Here is an 18064-nt window from a genome sequence, read left to right as displayed (position 1 = left end):
CCTCAGCCTTCGACCCAGCCGTGCAGGTGCGATCCGCTCCCGCCGCCCTTGCCGTGGTGCTTGTGGCTCCCGCCCCCGCCGAGCGCGCCGTGGCCCAGCGCCCCCTGGACCGCCTGCGAAACGAAGGTGTTCAGCGAGACGCCCTGCGCGGCGGCGGCGCGTTCGGCCTGGCCCTTGATCTGCTCGACCAGCCGGAGGGTGATCCGGCTGATGTCACCGCCGTCGATCGGCGGCGGCGGTGTGGTGTCACGTGGTGTCGCCCGTGACGTCGTCTCCTCGGCGTCGCCGGTGACGACCACCCGGACGTCGCGCCCGTCGAGCCGGACGTCCACCACCTGGCCCGGCAGCGCGGCCGTGACCTCGGCGGCGAGGTCGGCGAGGGCGTTCATCAGGGTCAGGCGGACGGCGGGCTCGAGCGCGGAGGACAGCAGCGCGGCCGCCCGCCGGGTGTGCTCGTCCCCGGCGGCAGCCGTGTTCGCGAGGTCCTCGCGAAGGTTGGCGATGTACGGCGTCAGGTCCATGACACCACTATGACGTCATCCGTGGTGTCAGTCAAGGACGGCGTGATGTCACGTGTCCCCCGGGAGTGATCGCCCTCACGCGGTTAGGCTGCGCGGGAGCCGGGAGAAGGAGTGCCGAGTGACCGGAACCGTGTCACCCCGAGTGCAGCTGATCGCGAAGACCGAGTTCTTCCCGCCCGGGGACGTGCCGTGGTCGACCGACGCGGACGGCGGCGAAGCGCTCGCCGAGTTCGCCGGGCGCGCCTGCTACCAGTCGTGGAAGAAGCCGAACCCGGCCACCGCCACCAACGCCGGCTACCTCGAGCACATCATCGACGTCGGGCACCTTTCGGTGCTGGAGCACGGTTCGGTGACCTTCTACATCACCGGTATCTCCCGGTCGCTGACCCACGAGCTGATCCGGCACCGGCACTTCTCCTACTCCCAGCTCTCGCAGCGGTACGTCCCGGAACGCGACGCCGAGTTCGTCGAACCGGAGATCATCGCGAACGACCCGGTGCTGCACGAGAAGTTCGTCGCCGCGACCCGGGCGAGCGTCGAGGCCTACACCGAGCTGCTGACCGGGCTCGAGGAGAAGTTCGCCGACGTCCCGAGCGCGACCCTGCGGCGCAAGCAGGCCCGCCAGGCCGCCCGCGCCGTGCTGCCGAACGCGACCGAGACCCGCATCGTCGTCACCGGGAACTACCGGGCGTGGCGGCACTTCGTCGCCATGCGCGCCACCGAGCACGCCGACGTGGAAATCCGCGAGCTGGCCGTGGAGTGCCTGCGGGAGCTGCAGAAGGCCGCGCCGAACGTGTTCGCGGACTTCACCATCTCGACGTTGCCGGACGGCACCGAAATCGCCACGAGCCCGAAGGTGCTGGAAGCCTGATGAAGCGACTCGCGATCGATGTCCGGCCCGGCGAGTACGCCGTCGTGCGGCTGCCCGCGGACGCCGCGGTGCCCGCCGAGCTCTTCGAGCCGGGCGACGGCCTGGTTTCGGTGACGCGGACGCCCCAGGAACTGTCGGTGATCTGCCCGGCCGGCCGCGAGCCGGGCGGGGCCACGGCGGCCGAGGACGGCTGGCGGCTGCTGTCGGTCCGCGGCCCGCTGGAGTTCACGCTCACCGGCATCATCGCCGCGCTGGCCTCGGAGCTGGCCGCGGCCGGGGTCGCGCTGTTCTCCATTTCGACGTTCGACACCGACCACATCCTGGTCCGCGCCGCCGACCTCGACCACGCGGTCGCCGCCCTGCGCGAGTCCGGCCACGAGGTCGCCTGACTTTTTTCGCACTTTTCACCGCCGTCGAACCGGGTATCCGGGGTCGAGGGTGGGAGCCGTCACCCTTGAAAAACAAAGTTCGGCGCTCCTAAACTTCGGTTTAGGGTCCCCGACATCCGGTTTTCGAGAGGTGGGCGTCAATGGCTGTGACCGAGGCTGTCCGGCCGAGACTGGTGACCCGCCTGCGCACCGGATCGGCCCTGCTGGGCCCGGCGTTCGTCGCCGCCATCGCCTACGTCGACCCGGGGAACGTCGCCTCCAACATCAGCGCCGGCGCCCGCTACGGCTACCTGCTGGTCTGGGTGATCGTCGCGGCGAACCTGATGGCCGTGCTGGTGCAGTACCTCTCGGCGAAGCTGGGGCTGGTCAGCGGGCGGTCGCTGCCGGAGGCCCTGCGCGCCCGGCTGTCCCGGCCCGCGCGGCTGGCCTACTGGGCGCAGGCGGAGATCGTCGCCGTCGCCACCGACCTGGCCGAGGTGGTCGGCGGCGCGATCGCCCTCAACCTGCTGTTCGACCTGCCGCTCATCGTGGGCGGTTTGATCACCGGCGCGGTGTCGCTCACCCTGCTGGCGGTCCAGGACCGCGGCGGCCAGCGCACGTTCGAGCGGGTCGTCACCGGCCTGCTGGTGGTGATCGCCGTCGGCTTCCTGGCGAGCCTGTTCGTCGAGCCGCCGTCGGCCGCGGCGACGGCGGGTGGCCTGATCCCGAAGTTCGACGGCTCGGGCAGCGTCCTGATCGCGGCGGCCATGCTCGGCGCGACGGTGATGCCCCACGCCGTCTACCTGCACTCGGGCCTGGTCCGCGACCGCCACGGCCGTCCCGACGGCGTCCGGCGCCACCGCCTGCTGCGCGCGACCCGGGTCGACGTCGGCTTCGCCATGTTGCTGGCGGGCGCGGTGAACCTCGGCATGCTGCTGCTGGCCGCGACGAACCTCCAGGGCCAGGAGGGCGTGGACAGCATCGAGGGCGCGCACGGCGCGGTCGCCGCGGCGCTCGGCCCGGGCGTCGCGCTGCTGTTCGCGATCGGCCTGCTGGCCTCGGGCCTGGCGTCGACGTCGGTGGGCGCGTACGCGGGCGCGATGATCATGCAGGGGTTGCTGCACAAGCGGATTCCGCTGGTCCTGCGCCGCCTGGTCACCCTGACCCCGGCGATCGTGGTGCTCGCGCTGGGCGCCGATCCCAGTGCGGCGCTGGTCGTTTCGCAGGTGGTGCTGTCGTTCGGGATCCCGTTCGCGCTGGTGCCGTTGATCCGCTTGACGGCCGACCGTGATCTGATGGGGGAGGACGTGAACCGCCGTTCGACGACGGTCGCGGCCTCGGTGATCGCGGCGATCATCATCGCTCTCAACCTGGTGCTCATCTACCTCACGGTCACCGGTTGACCCACGGAACGGGGACACGCGGCCATGGCCTGGATCTTCGCCCTCAACGCCGAATGCGGGGAGCGCGAGACCCACGCCCGCGACCTCGCCCGGCACTTCGACGGCTGGCCGGTGCGGGTCTTCTCCGACGGCCCCGGCTGGTGGTGCGGGGTGACCCCGGAAGGTCTCAGCCGGTCCGGAATCGGCTCACCCGAGGACGCGACGGCCATGACGGCGGCCGGGCGCCGGCTCTACTGGCTGCTGCGGACCGCGCCGCCGGTGTACCGCTACGCGCTCGCCGGGGTCGAGACCGGCGGGTTCCGCAGTTACGACGAGCTCATGGCGGAGCCGGACCTGACGATCTTTCCCGGTCTCGTCGTGTCCGAGGACATCTGGGCCGCGACGGGCGAGCGCGCCGAGTTCAGCGACTTCGCGCCGGGCTACCGCTGGCTGCCCTACCGCGGCGAAACCCACCCTCCGGCACCCTAGGGGTAACTGTCTCAGTGTAGTGGCACTTATTTACTGCCTCATCAATGTGACAATTAGCCCTAGGGTCCGCGAGCCGACCCTCGAGCACGCCGGTCTGGGGCACGAATTCCGCGGAACCCGCGGCGCTCCGCGGCGGTCCGACTAGCATCTGCGCGACCGCCGCCAAAAGGAGCACCGTGACCGACGAACAGACCCGGCCCTATCCGCCGCAGGCACCCATCACGACTGGTCAGCGGGTCGTCGCGGGCCGCTATCTCCTGCTCGGCGAACTCGGCCGGGGCGGCATGGGCGTCGTGTGGCGGGCGCAGGACCAGGTCATCGGGCGGCAGGTCGCGGTCAAGGAACTGCGGCTGCCCGACGCCGAGTCGGCCGCCGTCTTCTCCGAACGCGCCCTGCGGGAGGTGCGCACCGGCGGGCGGCTCAACGATCCCGCGATCGTCACCGTCTACGACGTCGTCACCGATGGCGGGACCACCTTCATCGTCATGGAGCTCGTCGAAGCGCCCAGCCTCGCCGACCTCGTGCGGCAGCGCGGCCCGATGCCCGCCGCCCAGGCCGCCCGGCTGGGGGAGCGGGTGCTCGCCGCCCTGCAGGCCGCCCACGCGGCCGGGATCGTGCACCGGGACGTCAAGCCGGCGAACATCCTCGTCGCGCCGGACGGCCGCGTGAAGCTCACCGACTTCGGCATCGCCCACGCCGTCGACGACCCGCGGCTGACCACCAGCGGCATGATCGTCGGTTCGCCCGCGTTCATGGCGCCGGAGCGCGTCGAGGGCCGGGACGCGACGCCGGCGTCCGACCTGTGGTCCCTCGGCGCGACACTGTTCTTCGCCGTCGAAGGCTCGATCCCGTTCGAACGCGCGACCACCGCCGCGACCCTGCACGCGATCATGACCGAGATCCCGTACCTGACCCGCGGCCAGGGCCCGATCGCGGCGGCCATCCTCGGCCTGCTCGTCACCAACCCCGACGCGCGGCTGACCGCGGCCCAGGCCCAGAACCTGCTGACCACGGCGCAGGGCATGCGGCCCACCCCGCCCCACGGCACCGCGATGCTCGGTGCTCCGGCGCCGCAGGCGCCCGCGAAGAAGCCCCACCGCGCGCTGTGGCTTGCGGCGGCCGCCGTGCTGGTCGTGGCGGCCTTGATCGGCGGGTTCTTCGCGGGCAAGGCCTACGAGACGCCCGCCGCGGACAAGCAGAAGCAGCCGACCATGACCTACGGCGTCGGCGGGCAGCTTCGCACCGACATCGGCGGCTACTTCCGGTGCTTCAACACCACGGTGCAGGACGGCTCGATCATCAGCGACGACGACAACAAGTCGAGCGAGTGCAGCAAGAGCCACACGCTGGAGGTCTACGAGATCGGGAACCTGCTCTCGGTGGAGAACTGGAGTTCCGAGGACGCCAAGATCGCGGCCTATCCGGGCCTGCCCGCAGTGACGGCCAGTGCCGAGGCGGCGTGCGCGACCGCGTTCCGGTCGTCGATCGTGCCCGAAGCCCGGCGGCCGGACCTCACCTACCGCGCCATCGTCCCCACCCAGGCCGAGTGGGAAGCCACGCCGGTCAAGAACGAGGCACCCGCGCGGGAGTACTACTGCCTGCTCGCCCGCGCCGACGGCGGGCCGATCACCGCCCCGATCGTGACCAAGGTCAAGTAGAAGTTCCGCGACGAGCGGCCGACTCCGGGAAATCCTCCTGGTGACCAGGTCGACGCGGTTTTCGTCCGACCCTCGGGGTACCTTCTCTCCATGTCCAACCCACCTACCGCAGCGCCCGGACGGCCGTTCGGGCGCGTGCTCACCGCGATGGCCACCCCGTTCGACGCCGAGGGCGCGCTGGACCTGAAGCGGGCGCAGGAGCTGGCCGAGCACCTCGTGGAGCTGGGGAACGACGGCCTCGTGGTCAACGGCACCACCGGCGAGAGCCCGACCACGAGCGACGCGGAGAAGCAGGACCTGATCCGCGCCGTGGTCGAGGCCGTCGGCGACCGCGCGACCGTCGTGGCCGGCGCGGGCACCAACAACACCGCGCACAGCATCGAGCAGGCCAAGCAGGCCGAAGAAGCCGGGGCGCACGGCCTGCTGGTCGTCACGCCGTACTACTCGCGGCCCAGCCAGGCCGGCCTGTTCGCGCACTTCACCACGGTCGCCGACAGCACCGGGCTGCCCGTGCTGCTCTACGACATCCCGCCGCGCTCGGTCGTCCCGATCGAGGTCGACACGCTGCTGCGGCTGGCCGAGCACCCCCGGATCGTCGCGGTCAAGGACGCCAAGGGCGACCTCATCGCCGGGTCCGAGGTCATCGCCAACACCCACCTCGCCTACTACTCCGGCGACGACGGCCTGAACCTGCCGTGGATCTCCGTCGGCGGCGTCGGCGTGGTGAGTGTGATCGGTCACGTCGTCGCGGGCCGGATCCGCGCGATGATCGACGCCTACGAGAACGGCGACACCTCCACCGCGCGCACCAACCACCGCGGCATGCTGCCGGTGCTGCGCGCGATGTCGCGGGTCGGCGGGGTCGCGTTCAGCAAGGCGGCGCTGCGGCTGCGCGGCTTCGACATCGGCGACCCGCGGCTGCCGATCGTCGCCCCGACCAGCGAGCAGACGGCCCTGATCGCCGCTGATCTTGCCCAGGGCGGCGTGCCGCTGGGCGACACGGCGGCTCAGGACTGGCATGGTGAGCGGGTGGCACAAGCAGATTCGCGAGCGGCCTACGTCGCGCCGACCTCGCACACCAGCGTTGGGACCCTGCCTCGGTGAGCGCACTTCCCCCAGGTCCAGGCCCCACCAACGCCCCGCCCGCACTGCCCGAGGGAGCCTTGCGCGTCGTCGCGCTGGGCGGCATCGGCGAGGTCGGGCGCAACATGACCGTCTTCGAGTACGGCGGCCGGCTGCTCATCGTCGACTGCGGGGTGCTCTTCCCCGAGGACGACCAGCCCGGCGTCGACCTGATCCTGCCCGACTTCCGCGCGATCGAGGACCGCCTCGACGACATCGACGGCCTGGTGCTCACCCACGGGCACGAGGACCACATCGGTGCCGTCCCGTTCCTCCTGCGCCTGCGGCCGGACCTGCCGATCTACGGCTCGAAGTTCACCAACGCCCTGCTCGCGGCCAAGGCCAAGGAGCACCGGCAGCGGCCGAACCTGATCCAGGTCCGCGAGGGCGAGCGCCGCGACGTCGGCGTGTTCAACCTCGAGTTCTTCGCGGTCAACCACTCCATCCCGGACGCGCTCGCGGTGGCGATCCGCACCCCGGCGGGCGTGGTCCTGCACACCGGCGACATCAAGCTCGACCAGCTCCCGCTCGACGGGCGCCTCACCGACCTGGCCGGCTTCTCCCGGCTCGGCGACGAGGGGGTCGACCTGTTCTGCGTCGACTCGACCAACGCCGAGGTGCCCGGGTTCGTCATGCCCGAGCGCGACATCGGCCCGGTCCTCGACGACGTCGTCCGGCGGGTGGACCAGCGCGTGATCGTGGCCTGCTTCGCCAGCCACGTGCACCGCGTCCAGCAGGTCCTCGACGCCGCCGAGCGGCACGGCCGCCGGATCGCGTTCGTCGGCCGCTCGATGGTCCGCAACATGGGGATCGCCGCCGAGCTGGGCCTCCTGAACGTGCCGGACGGCCTGCTCGTCGACCTCGACCAGGCGAGCACCCTGCCGGAGAGCAAGGTCCTGTTCGTCTCGACGGGTTCGCAGGGCGAGCCGCTCTCGGCGCTGTCGCGGATGGCGCGCGGCGAGCACCGGCAGATCTCGATCCGCGCGGGCGACACGGTCGTGCTGGCCAGCTCGATGATCCCGGGCAACGAGACCGCGGTGTTCGGCGTGGTCAACGGCCTGACCCGGCTCGGTGCGAACGTCGTCCACCAGGGCAACGCGAAGGTGCACGTGTCCGGCCACGCGTCGGCGGGGGAGCTGCTCTACCTGTACAACGCGGTGCGCCCGAGCAACGTCATGCCGGTGCACGGCGAGTGGAAGCACCTGCGCGCGAACGGCGAGCTGGCGATCCGCACGGGTGTCGCGCCGGAGAACGTGGTCATCGCCGAGGACGGCGTGGTCGTGGACCTCGTGGACGGCAAGGCGTCCCGCACCGGCCGCGTCGAGGTCGGGCACGTCTACGTCGACGGCCTGTCGGTCGGTGACGTCGGCGAGTCGACGCTGTCGGATCGCCTGGTCCTCGGCGAAGGCGGGTTCATCTCGATCAGCGTCGCGGTGGACTCCAGCACCGGCCGCGCGGTCAGCAGCCCCACGGTGTCCGGCCGCGGCTTCTCCGACGACCCGAAGGCGCTCGCCGCCGTCGTGCCGCTGGTGGAGATGGAGCTGGCGCGCACGGAGGCCGAAGGCATCACCGACACGCACCGGATCGCCCAGGCGGTCCGCCGGGTCGTGGGCCGCTGGGTGGCCGACACCTACCGCCGCCGCCCGATGATCGTCCCGACGGTCATCCCGGTCTAGACCGGATCCGTCCGTGAAGGCCGCACCGGGGAATCCCCTCGGTGCGGCCTTTCGGCTTGTTACGCCGTCCGGCCCACTGGACACCGCTTTCCCGCGGGATAACCTTGATCCCACCCCGCCTCGCGCAGAGAGGCCGCGCCGATGGGACGTCATTCGGACGGTAGACGACGCCGGCTGCTCGTGCCCGCCGTCGCGACCGGTCTCGTGCTCGTCCTCGGAGCCGCCGCGTGGGTGACGGTGACGACCGTGCGTGCCCGGCCGTCGTGCGAGCAGCCCGCGAAGGTCCTCGTCACCGCGTCCGCGGACATCGCGCCCGCGCTGTCGCTCGTCGCGCGCGGTCTGGGCCTGGGGTGCGGCAGCATCGAGATCCAGACCCGGGAGGCGACGCAGGCGGCCGAGCGGCTCGCCATCTCGGACGGCAGCCCGCGGCCGCAGATCTGGGTGCCGGACTCCACCCTCGCGCTGCGTCGCGCTCACCAGCTCGGCGCCTCCGACGTCCCCGAAACCGGGGCGTCGGTGGCGAGCTCGCCGGTGGTGCTCGCGGTCGCCGCCGACGTCGCCAAGGGCCTCGGCTGGCCGGAGCGGGTGCCCACCTGGGCGGAGGTACTGGCCGCGCCGGGCGCCGTGCCGGGGATGCCGGACCCGGCTCGCGACGCGGTCGGCGCGCTGGCGCTGCTCGGGTTGCGGGACAGTGTCGCGGCGTCGCCCGAGCCGTCGGCCGCGTACGTGGCGACGCTGCGGCGGTTCTCGGCCAACACGCTCGGCGCGGAAACGGAGCTGATCGCCCGGCTGCCGGGCTCGAGCGACGGCGGCGGCACGGCCGCGGTGACGGCGTTCCCGGCGTCCGAGAACTCCTTGCTGCGCCACAACGTCGAGGATCCCAAGCCCCCGCTGGTCGCGGTCTATTCGGCGGCGGTGCCCACTTTGGACTACCCGTTCGCGGAGCTGGGCGGGATCACCCCGCAGCAGCGCCCGATCGTCGAGGCCTTCCGCGACGCGGTGCTCGGTGACATCGGAGCGGACGCGATCGCCAGCACGGGCCTGCGCGCGGCGGGCGGCCAAGCCCTGCGCAACCACTCCGACGACCCGCGGGTGCAGCCCCAGGGCATCCGGACGGCGAACCTCCCGCTCGCGCCGGCCGTCGACGAGCTGCTCAACCAGTGGGCGGGGGTCAACCTCAGCGCGCGGGTGCAGGTGCTGGTCGACGTGTCGGGCTCGATGAACGCTCAGGTCCCGGGAACGGGCCTGAACCGCATGCAGGTGACGATGCAGGCGGCGGCGAAGGCGATGCACCTGTTCAAGCCGGCGACCCAGCTGCGCATGCTGGCGTTCTCGACACGCCTGGACGGCGACAAGGACTACCGCGAGCTGCTCCCGATGGCCCCGGTCGCCCAGCACCTGGCGAGCGGAGCCCTGGAGAAGCTGGACCAGGTGAAGGCCACCCCGGACGGCGGAACGGGCCTCTACGACAGCGTCCTCGACACGTACCGCACGGCCCGCCGCGAGTGGGAGGCGGGCCGGTTGAACGTGGTGATCGTGATGACGGACGGCCGCAACGACGACCCGCACGGCATTTCCCGCGAGGACCTGCTGGCCGAGCTGGCGAAGCTCCAGGACCCGCGCCGCCCGATCCCGCTGATCGGCGTGGGCATCGGCCCGGACGCGGACAAGGCCGAACTCGACCAGCTGACCGCGGCCACCGGCGGCCAGGCCTTCGTGGCCCCGGACCCGGCGAAGATCACGGACGTCTTTTTCGGGGCCCTGTCCCGCATCGCCGGCGGCTGAACCCGTGCGCCGCCGGGCATCACGCGTGTCCCGAGGGGCATCACGCGTGATCAGCGGGGCATCAGCGCGATGCCCCTTCAATCACGCATGATGCCCCTTCAATCACGCGTGATGCCGGTTGGCGCACGGCGGGATCGCCGGCGGATGAGGGCGTAGACGCCGAGGATCACCGCCAGGCTGATCAAGCTCAGGTACAGCTGGGCCCGCGCGTCCTCGTCGACGAACAGCATCGAGGCCACGACCACGAGCGTCAGCACCAACGTCACCCAGCTCAGCCACGGATAGCCCCACATCCGCAGCTTCAGCTTCTCCGGCTCCGAAGCCTCCAGCCGCCGGCGCATCCGGATCTGGGAGCCGCAGATGATGGCGTACACGAACAACGCCACCGCGCCCGCCGAATTGATGATGAAGTAGAAGATCTTGTCCGGGGACACGTAACTCATCACCACCGCCACGTACCCGACCGACGTCGACGCGAGGATCGCCTTCCACGGCACGCCGCGCGCGTTCGTGTCCGCGATCCAGCCCGGCGCCCAGCCGTGGCGCCGCAGCGCGAACAACATCCGGGATGCCGTGTACAGCCCCGAATTCAGCACCGACAACGCCGCGGTCAGGACCACCGCCGAGACGATCGTCGACGCCGCCGGGACGCCGAAGCGGCCGAACGCGGCCGCGAACGGGCTCGTTTCGCTCGGGATCTCGCGCCACGGGGTGATCATCACCAGCAGCGCGACCGAACCGACGTAGAACACGATCACGCGCCAGACGATCGTCGAGGTCGCCTTGCGGACCGCGGTCTCCGGCTGGTCGGACTCCGCCGCCGCGATCGTGACGATCTCCGCGCCGAAGTACGAGAAGATCACGATGACCACGCCGTGCACCACCGAAAACGGGCCGTTCGCGACGAAGCCGTCGAGCCCGATGTTGCTCATCGAGAAGTGCGCGTCCGGCCAAAGGCCAAGCACGAACAGCGTCCCGAGCAGCAGGAACACGACGATGGTGGCGACCTTGATCGACGCCAGCCAGAACTCCGTCTCGCCGAAGGACCGCGCCGACGCCAGATTCGTCGCCGTCAGCAGCAGCATCAGCGCCAGCGAGAACACCCACTGCGGGACGCCGGGGATCCAGCCCTGCAGGATCTTCGCGCCCGCGACGGCCTCGAACGCGACCACGCCGACCCAGAAGTACCAGTACAGCCAGCCGATGGTGAAGCCCGCCCAGCCGCCGAGCGAGTCGCGCGCGTACTCCATGAACGAGCCCAGTGACGGCGCCGCCGTCGCCATCTCGCCCAGCATCCGCATCACCAGCACGACGAGCAGCCCGCCGATGGCGTAGGAGAGCACGGCGGCCGGGCCGACGGTGTGGATCACCGCGCCACTGCCGATGAACAGGCTCGCGCCGATGATGCCGCCGAGGGCGATCATCCGGACGTGCCGCTGCCGCAGGTCGGGCCGCAGCCCGGACTTGGTGGTCAAGGTGCTTCCTCCCCGGGGACGTGGGTGGCGGAATTTTCGCACCCGCTCCGCACCCGGTGCAGAATTTGCGCAAGCTCAGCGGGCGATGACTTCCGAGTTCCGCTGCACGAAGTACGCCCCGGCCAGCAGGATCGCCGAGCCGAGCAGCTGCGGCCAGGCGAGCTGCTCGCCGAGCAGCAGCCACGCCGCGACCGTCGTGATCACCGGTTCGACCAGGCCGAGCACGCTCGCCACCGACGCGGGCAGGTGCCGCAGCGACGAGGTCCCGCAGACATAGGCGAGAACCGTCGCGACCAGCACCAGCAGCGTCAGCAGCAGCCACACCGGCGGGTGCCAGACACCGAACCCGACTTCCGCGCCGAGCAGCCCGACGGGCCACGTCCACGGCGGCGCGACGAAGCTGATCGCGAGCGCGCCGATCACCATGCCCCAGGTGACCAGGCCGAGCGGATCGATGCCGGCCACCGCGCGTTCGCCGAGCAGGAAGTACCCGGCCGAGCACAGCGCCGCGCCGAAGCCGGCCAGCAGGCCGAGCCCGTCGAGCGTGACGCCTTCCCAGACCTGGGCGACCAGCGCGAGCCCGGCCATGGCCAGCGCGATGCCGCCCCACACCGCCCGGGGCAGCCGGTGCCGCCGCACGAACCGCACCCACAAGGCGATGAGCACCGGCGAGACGAACTCCAGCAGGATGGCGATGCCGACCGGGAGCCGGCCCGCCGCGACGAAGTAGAGCAGCTGCACGCCGGCCACGCCGAGCAGGCCGTAGCCGGCCAGGACGGGCAGGTCGGCCCGGCGCACCCGCAGCTTCCGCGGCGCCACCAGCGCCACCCCGGCGAGCAGCACGACACCGGCGAGCGCGATCCGCGCCGCGGCCACCTGCTGCGGCGTGATCCCGGCGGACATCGCGGACTTGCCGAGCGTGCCGGACGTGCTGAAGAACAGGGCGGCGAGCAGGACATAGGTGGTCCCGCGGCCCCGGTGGGCAACTCGGGGCGGCGCGACGACGGGGAGTTCGGTGGTCACCGTCGCGACTGTAGGTGCCCCGGCGTCACCGCCGAAACGATTATCCCGGTTACTCGGGTCACGAGGGTGCCGAGTCCGTTTCGTTACGTCCGGGTGGGAACCGGGTCTGGGGGTGGACGTCTTCCGGATGTCTCAAGAAACAGGGGCCCCGCGGTTGATCCGGCGGGGAATGAGTTTCTTTTGAATCCTTGGAGGGGAAAATGCTGGGGAAGATTTCTGCTGTCGTGGGTGTGGCCGCCGGGTTGGCGCTGCTGTCGCCGGTCGCGGCTTCGGCTGGGGAAGCGCGGATGATGGGCGACCCGACATCCATGGTGGTCACGGTGTCGGGCAGCACCGTGACCATCACGGCGACGTGCGTCAACAGTGGGGTCAAGGCGGAAGTGGGTATCGGTCTGTCCGAGGGGCAGAAGCACATCGACTACCACGTCATGAAGGTGGACGGGAAAAAGCAGTCGTTCACGTTCACCGGCGTGCGGCCGGGACGCTACAGAGCCAACCTGTCCTGCATCGAGCACACGGAAGGCTTCGGCGGCCTCATGCGGGCTTTCACCGTCGAGAAGCCCGCCAAGCCGGCGCCGAACCCCTCGCCGCAGGTCGGCGTGAAGCCGAAGGGTGCGCCGCAGACCGGTGGTGGCCCGGCCGACGACGAGTCCACCGCCACGCCGCTCGTCGCGGGTGGGGCAGTTGCTCTCGTGGGCGCAACCGGCGCCGGTGCCTGGGTGCTGCGCCGCCGCGCTGCCCGGCGCTGAACCGAAGTTCTCGATACAGCCGTGCATCGCACGTATTCCGCGTGCGGTGATTTCTTGGAGGGGAAAGACAATGTTGCGGGTAATTGCTGCTGCCGCGGGTGTGGCCGCCGGTTTCGTGGTGCTGTCGCCGGTGGTGGCGTCGGCCGCGGAAACGCCGACGGGTACGCCGACGACGATGAAGGTCACCGTTTCGGGGAGCACGGTGACCATCACGGGGACGTGCGTCACCAAGGGTGTCCAGGCCGAAGCGGGTTACGGCACGCACAACGGGCACGAGCCGCTCGGCTGGAACGTCATGAAGGCGGACGGGAAGAGCTATTCCCTGACCTTCACCGGGGTGCGGGCGGGGACCTACGAAGCCATCATGTACTGCGTCGAGGGCGGGCCCGGCGAGCACCCGGGCGGCATCCGGGCCTTCACCGTCGGGAAGCCCGCCAAGCCGGCCCCGTCGACGAAGCCGGCGCCGTCCAAGCCGACCCAGCCCACGCAGACCGCGCCGCAGGTCGGGGTGAAGCCGCAGGGGGCGCCGCAAACCGGTGGTGGCCCGGCCGACGACGAGTCCGGCGCCACGCCGCTGCTCGTGGGCGGGGCGGTCGCCCTCGTGGGGGCAACCGGCGCGGGTGCCTGGGTGCTGCGCCGCCGCGCGGCTCGGCGCTGATCCGGAGGGTCCGGGTGCTTCGGCACCCGGACCGTCACTCCGCGCGCTTCAGCCCGGTCGCCACGTGCGTGGTGATCGTGGCCAGCCGCCGCCCCTGGAGGCGGAGGGCGTCGAGCGCGACGTCGTCCGGCGCCGCCGACTTCCGGGACACGAACGAGCCGCCGTACGGGTTGCCCGACTCCTTCAGGTGCGGGTCGGTGTAGCCGAGCGGCACGACGATCGCGCCCCAGTGGTAGAAGACGTTGTTGATCGCCAGCAGCGTCGACTCGAGGCCGCCGTGGGCGGTGGACGCCGTCGTGAACGACGTTGCCACCTTGTCCGCCAGCTTTCCCTGCGCCCACAGGCCACCCGTGCCGTCCAAATAGGACTTGAGCTGGGCGGCCGGGCCGCCGAACCGGGTCGGGCTGCCGACGGCGAGCCCGTCGGCCCACTCGAGGTCGCCGAGCGTGGCGAGTTCGTGGTGCGGGCCCGCGTCGACCCAGGCCTGCCAGCACGGGTTGCGCGCGATGGCGTCGGCGGCCACGGTTTCCGGCACCGTCCGCACCCGCACGTCGGCGCCGGTCTCGCGCGCGCCCGCGGCGAGCGACTCGGCCAGGGCGGCGGTGTTCCCGGTCGAGCTGTAGTAGACGACGAGTATCCGTGTGCTCACGTCGCCGACTTTAAGGGTGTGCGCGCCCGTGTCTCACAGTGCGGACGGCGGCTTCCAAGGGCTGACCGTGTCGGTCGGCCGGGTCGGGTCGTGGAACTTGGGCCGGTCGAGCTCGTCGCGGCGCAGCGGGACGAGGCCGTCGGTGATCGCCTGCATGATCTTCGCATGCGCACGCACCCCGGCCCCCGGCCGCTGCGTGTCGATGTCCGACAGGTCGACGGGGTCGCCGAAGTGCACGCGGAACCGCGGGCGGCGCAGCGGGGCGCTCAGCCCGGAGCGGGCCAGCGGGACCAGGTCGGCCGGGCCGGTGACGGTCTCGGTGCCCCAGTAGACGGCCTCGTGCGCGCCCCACTGGCTGATCGGGATCACCGGCACGCCCGCCGCGAGCGCCAGCCGCGCCGCGCCGGTCTTGCCGCGCTCCGGCCACAGGCCCGGGTCGTGGCTGATCCGGCCCTCCGGGTAGACGATGATCGGCTCGCGCGTGGTCTTCATCGCCTCGACGGCCTCGGCGAACTGCCCCACGGCGGTCCCGGCGTGCTTGCGGTCGACCCGCAGGTGCCCGCTGACCCGCAGCGCCGGCCCGATGACCGGCGCGTCGAGGATGCCGCCGGCCAGCATGAACCGGGGGTTGATGCCGATCCGCTTGCAGGCGGCCATCAGCACGAAGGCGTCGAACACGCCGATGTGGTTCGCGGCCATCAGCAGCGGCTTGCCCCGCAGCTGCGCGGGCACCCGGCCGGTGACCGTGAGCCGCCCGACGAGGTTCACCAGCCCCCGGTCGATGTTCAGCATCGTCCGCCAGATGGCGGGCGCCCGGCGGGCGGTGTTGTCGGAGTTCAACGCGACCATGGGGCAGAGCATGGCAGACGCCGTTTTCACCCGTTTGCGCCACTGGGCACCGGGCGCAGTGAATGACTCATTCCTGGCGTCGGACGCCAGGAATGAGTCATTCACTACATCGAGCCTCCCGGCCGGTTCACCCGGATGGCCGCTCAACCGCCGGTGTGAGGCAGAAGTTCACCCTGGGCCGAGAGTGGCGCGTGGGACGAACCGCGATGGCCGGTTACCGTAAACGGCATGGCTGGGTCGGCGACGAGGAAGAGAAGCACGGGAAGCGGCGCGAAGGGGGCAGCGGCGCGTAAGCCGCGTACACCCGCGAAGTCACGCCCGGCCGCTCGCAAGCCCGCACCACGCGCCCGCCGCAAGACACCCGGGATCTTCGGCAAGGGCGTCCGCGGGACCTGGAACCTGCTGGCCAAGGGCATGGGCACGCTGGCCCGCACGGTCGGCCGCACCCGCGAGCTCGAGCCGGAACACCGCCGTGACGGGCTCGCGCTGGGGCTGATGGCCCTGGCCATCGTCGCGGCCGTCGGCGTCTGGTGGCGGGCGGCCGGCCCGATCGGGGCCGGGGTGGAGATCGCCACCCGGACCGTCCTCGGGGCCGGGGCCGTCACCCTGCCGCTGGTGCTGGTGGTCGTCGCCGTCGCGCTGATGCGGTCCGAGCCGCACCCGGAGACGCGGCCGCGGATGGTCGTCGGCACGATCATGGTCGTGCTGTCGGTGCTCGGGATGCTGCACATCTTCACCGCGCTGCCCGAGACGAACGACGGCCGGATGTACGCCGGCGGCATCGTCGGCGCGTTCTCCGGCGGCCTGCTCACCATGGGCGTCACCACCTGGGTCGCGGTGCCGCTGCTGATCCTCGCCCTGTTCTTCGGCGTGCTGGTCTTCACCGGCACGCCGGTCCGCGAGATCCCGCACCGGCTGCGCAACTGGGGCCTCGACGAGGAGGAGATCGCCGAGGCCGAGGCGCAGCGCTCGGGCTTCGCCACCGACGAGGACACCGTCACCGAAGCCGACCCGAAGTCCGCGCGGCTGCGCAAGCCGTCGCGGCGGCGGCAGGCCACCGACGCCAACCCCGAGCAGCTGGACATCGACGCGATGCTCGCCGAGGCGCCGACGCCGATCAAGCCGCCCAAGCCCAAGCCCGCACCCGTCGAAGTCCCCGAGAAGAAGCCGAAGAAGGCTCCGGAACCGCCGCTCGCGGTCACCCGCACGGTCGAGGGCGACTACCAGCTCCCGCCGCCCGACCTGCTGAAGCTCGGCGACGCGCCGAAGTCCCGCAGCAAGGCCAACGACGCCATGATCGAGGCGATCACCGGCGTGCTGGAGCAGTTCAACGTCGACGCCCAGGTCACCGGCTTCACGCGCGGCCCGACGGTGACCCGCTACGAGGTCGAGCTCGGCCCCGGGGTGAAGGTCGAGAAGATCACCGCGCTGACCAAGAACATCGCCTACGCGGTGGCCACCGACAACGTCCGCCTGCTGGCGCCGATCCCGGGCAAGTCCGCGGTCGGCATCGAGGTGCCGAACTCCGACCGCGAGATGGTCCGCCTTGGCGACGTCCTGCGCGCGCCGACCACGGTCAAGGACAACCACCCGATGGTGATCGGCCTCGGGAAGGACATCGAGGGCCACTTCGTCACCGCAAACCTGACGAAGATGCCGCACCTGCTGGTCGCCGGTTCGACCGGCTCCGGTAAGTCGAGCTTCGTCAACTCGATGCTGGTGTCGCTGCTCGCCCGCTCGACGCCGGACGAGTGCCGGATGATCCTGATCGACCCGAAGATGGTCGAGCTGACGCCGTACGAGGGCATTCCGCACCTGATCACGCCCATCATCACCCAGCCGAAGAAGGCGGCCGCCGCGCTGGCCTGGCTGGTGGAGGAGATGGAGCAGCGCTACCAGGACATGCAGGTCAACAAGGTCCGGCACATCGACGACTACAACAAGAAGGTGCGCTCTGGCGAGATCACCGCGCCGCCGGGGTCCGAGCGCGAGTACCGGCCGTACCCGTACATCATGGCGATCGTCGACGAGCTCGCCGACCTGATGATGACTGCCCCGCGCGACGTCGAGGACGCGATCGTCCGCATCACGCAGAAGGCGCGCGCGGCGGGCATCCACCTGGTCCTGGCCACGCAGCGGCCGTCGGTCGACGTCGTGACCGGCCTGATCAAGACGAACGTGCCCTCGCGGCTGGCGTTCGCGACGTCGTCGCTGACCGACTCGCGGGTCATCCTGGACCAGCCGGGCGCGGAGAAGCTGATCGGCATGGGCGACGCGCTGTACCTGCCGATGGGGGCGGGCAAGCCGGTCCGCATCCAGGGTGCGTTCGTCGGCGACGAAGAGATCGCCGCGGTCGTCAACTACGCGAAGGAGCAGGCGCAGCCGGAGTACCAGGACGGCGTCACGGCGGCCAAGGCGGGCGAGAAGAAGGAGATCGACCCGGACATCGGCGACGACCTCGACGTCCTGCTGCAGGCGGCGGAGCTGATCGTGACGTCCCAGTTCGGCTCGACGTCGATGCTGCAGCGCAAGCTGCGGGTCGGGTTCGCCAAGGCGGGCCGGCTGATGGACCTGCTGGAGAGCCGCGGGGTGGTGGGCCCGTCGGAGGGCTCGAAGGCCCGCGACGTGCTGATCAAGCCGGAGGAACTGGAGTCGGTCCTGTTCATGATCCGCGGCGGCGGCCCGGTGGACGCCGATACGAGCGACGACGACGAGTAGCAGACCCTGGTAGATGCTTCGAGCCGTTCTGTGCGGTTTACTGGTACAGAACGGTTCGAAGCACCGTCAGG

16 protein-coding genes are annotated in these 18064 nt (G+C 71.2%); 11 read left to right on the top strand and 5 right to left on the bottom strand.

Features of this window, described 5'->3' with window-relative positions:
• Positions 1-2: 2 nt before the first annotated feature.
• Complete coding sequence (locus ACFPLC_RS45235) at positions 3-521, bottom strand: toxin-antitoxin system HicB family antitoxin (RefSeq protein WP_378202385.1); 519 nt, start codon at positions 519-521, stop codon at positions 3-5.
• A gap of 118 nt (positions 522-639) precedes the next feature.
• Here ACFPLC_RS45235 and thyX point away from each other — a divergent pair, with 118 nt between their 5' ends.
• From thyX to ACFPLC_RS45195, 8 genes are all read left to right on the top strand, one after another.
• The gene (gene thyX / locus ACFPLC_RS45230; protein ID WP_378202382.1) at positions 640-1392 is read left to right on the top strand and encodes an FAD-dependent thymidylate synthase; all 753 of its coding nucleotides are present in this window, start codon (positions 640-642) and stop codon (positions 1390-1392) included.
• On the top strand, positions 1392-1781 hold the full coding sequence (locus tag ACFPLC_RS45225) for an ACT domain-containing protein (protein ID WP_378202379.1): 390 nt from the start codon (positions 1392-1394) through the stop codon (positions 1779-1781). The genes thyX and ACFPLC_RS45225 overlap by 1 nt, the downstream gene beginning before the upstream one ends.
• A gap of 140 nt (positions 1782-1921) precedes the next feature.
• Entirely contained in the window at positions 1922-3163 is a 1242-nt protein-coding gene (locus ACFPLC_RS45220) for an Nramp family divalent metal transporter (protein WP_378202376.1), read from the top strand.
• A gap of 24 nt (positions 3164-3187) precedes the next feature.
• Positions 3188-3631, top strand: coding sequence for a hypothetical protein (locus ACFPLC_RS45215; RefSeq protein WP_378202374.1), 444 nt, complete (start codon positions 3188-3190; stop codon positions 3629-3631).
• A 176-nt stretch (positions 3632-3807) separates the two neighbouring features.
• On the top strand, positions 3808-5289 hold the full coding sequence (locus tag ACFPLC_RS45210; protein WP_378202371.1) for a serine/threonine-protein kinase: 1482 nt from the start codon (positions 3808-3810) through the stop codon (positions 5287-5289).
• Between the two features lie 90 nt (positions 5290-5379).
• The gene (dapA, locus tag ACFPLC_RS45205) at positions 5380-6393 is read left to right on the top strand and encodes a 4-hydroxy-tetrahydrodipicolinate synthase (protein WP_191314299.1); all 1014 of its coding nucleotides are present in this window, start codon (positions 5380-5382) and stop codon (positions 6391-6393) included.
• Entirely contained in the window at positions 6390-8087 is a 1698-nt protein-coding gene (locus ACFPLC_RS45200) for a ribonuclease J (protein WP_378202368.1), read from the top strand. Before dapA ends, ACFPLC_RS45200 begins: the two co-directional genes overlap by 4 nt.
• Positions 8088-8228: 141 nt before the next feature.
• Positions 8229-9872 (top strand): VWA domain-containing protein, encoded by a 1644-nt coding sequence (locus tag ACFPLC_RS45195; protein ID WP_378202365.1) that lies wholly within the window; start codon positions 8229-8231, stop codon positions 9870-9872.
• A gap of 98 nt (positions 9873-9970) precedes the next feature.
• Here the strand turns inward: ACFPLC_RS45195 and ACFPLC_RS45190 are convergent, their stop codons facing one another.
• On the bottom strand, positions 9971-11347 hold the full coding sequence (locus ACFPLC_RS45190; RefSeq protein ID WP_378202362.1) for an amino acid permease: 1377 nt from the start codon (positions 11345-11347) through the stop codon (positions 9971-9973).
• Positions 11348-11422: 75 nt separating this feature from the next.
• On the bottom strand, positions 11423-12370 hold the full coding sequence (locus ACFPLC_RS45185) for an EamA family transporter (protein ID WP_378202359.1): 948 nt from the start codon (positions 12368-12370) through the stop codon (positions 11423-11425).
• Positions 12371-12570: 200 nt separating this feature from the next.
• On the opposite strand from ACFPLC_RS45185, the gene ACFPLC_RS45180 reads away from it, so the two are divergent.
• Both ACFPLC_RS45180 and ACFPLC_RS45175 read left to right on the top strand, forming a co-directional pair.
• Positions 12571-13119, top strand: coding sequence for a hypothetical protein (locus ACFPLC_RS45180; RefSeq protein WP_378202356.1), 549 nt, complete (start codon positions 12571-12573; stop codon positions 13117-13119).
• Between the two features lie 70 nt (positions 13120-13189).
• Positions 13190-13777, top strand: coding sequence for a hypothetical protein (locus ACFPLC_RS45175; protein WP_378202354.1), 588 nt, complete (start codon positions 13190-13192; stop codon positions 13775-13777).
• 34 nt (positions 13778-13811) lie between these two features.
• On the opposite strand, the gene wrbA is transcribed toward ACFPLC_RS45175, so the two are convergent.
• The gene (gene wrbA, locus ACFPLC_RS45170; RefSeq protein ID WP_378202351.1) at positions 13812-14426 is read right to left on the bottom strand and encodes an NAD(P)H:quinone oxidoreductase; all 615 of its coding nucleotides are present in this window, start codon (positions 14424-14426) and stop codon (positions 13812-13814) included.
• 33 nt (positions 14427-14459) lie between these two features.
• A complete protein-coding gene (locus ACFPLC_RS45165) occupies positions 14460-15275 on the bottom strand; it encodes a lysophospholipid acyltransferase family protein (RefSeq protein ID WP_378202348.1) in 816 nt (271 codons plus the stop codon).
• 228 nt (positions 15276-15503) lie between these two features.
• Here ACFPLC_RS45165 and ACFPLC_RS45160 point away from each other — a divergent pair, with 228 nt between their 5' ends.
• The gene (locus ACFPLC_RS45160; RefSeq protein ID WP_378202345.1) at positions 15504-17993 is read left to right on the top strand and encodes a DNA translocase FtsK; all 2490 of its coding nucleotides are present in this window, start codon (positions 15504-15506) and stop codon (positions 17991-17993) included.
• Positions 17994-18064 lie beyond the last annotated feature (71 nt).

Source organism: Amycolatopsis plumensis (assembly GCF_042652605.1).
Classification (GTDB): domain Bacteria; phylum Actinomycetota; class Actinomycetes; order Mycobacteriales; family Pseudonocardiaceae; genus Amycolatopsis; species Amycolatopsis plumensis.
Note: the sequence above shows the minus strand (reverse complement) of the source record. Positions and strands in the feature narration are given on the sequence as shown.